The sequence below is a fragment of the Parendozoicomonas verongulae genome, from assembly GCF_009711465.1.
Classification (GTDB): domain Bacteria; phylum Pseudomonadota; class Gammaproteobacteria; order Pseudomonadales; family Endozoicomonadaceae; genus Sansalvadorimonas; species Sansalvadorimonas verongulae.
Map to the genome: position 1 here is coordinate 791 of NZ_SMME01000697.1, position 386 is coordinate 1,176.

Consider the following 386-nt stretch of genomic DNA (forward strand, 5'->3'; position numbering starts at 1 on the left):
CCTTTTCCTCTTCAATACCCAAAGTTTGCAACCCGGGTTGCGGCCACACAGATAAAAAGCGGAAGCAGTGAGCCAGCTGACTGAGGCAGGATGCATTTTTGCCTTCACTCCCCTCCACAGCAAGAGCAGCCCAATGGAACGCTTTCCCCAGAAGAGTCGAATGTTCGGGCAAGATTTTCTCAACGTCCATTAATTCCTGGAAGTAGCGGATACTCAAACATAAGGAGGTTTCAAATCCTGAATACAACTGCTTATCAAGTTGCAGTGCATCAAACTGCTCCCACTCTTCCATATCAATGAAAATAACTGCGAGACTCAGTTCAATATCCTTGTCATTACAAGCGGTATCGGCCTTTCCCCCGGCCGCCTGGGTGCGCAGCCGGGTA

At 49.2% G+C, this 386-nt stretch carries 1 protein-coding gene; it reads right to left on the reverse strand.

Annotation, left to right across the window (positions count from 1 at the left end):
• On the reverse strand, positions 1 to 386 hold a 386-nt coding region (locus E1189_RS03095), incomplete at both ends, for a hypothetical protein (RefSeq protein ID WP_196221124.1).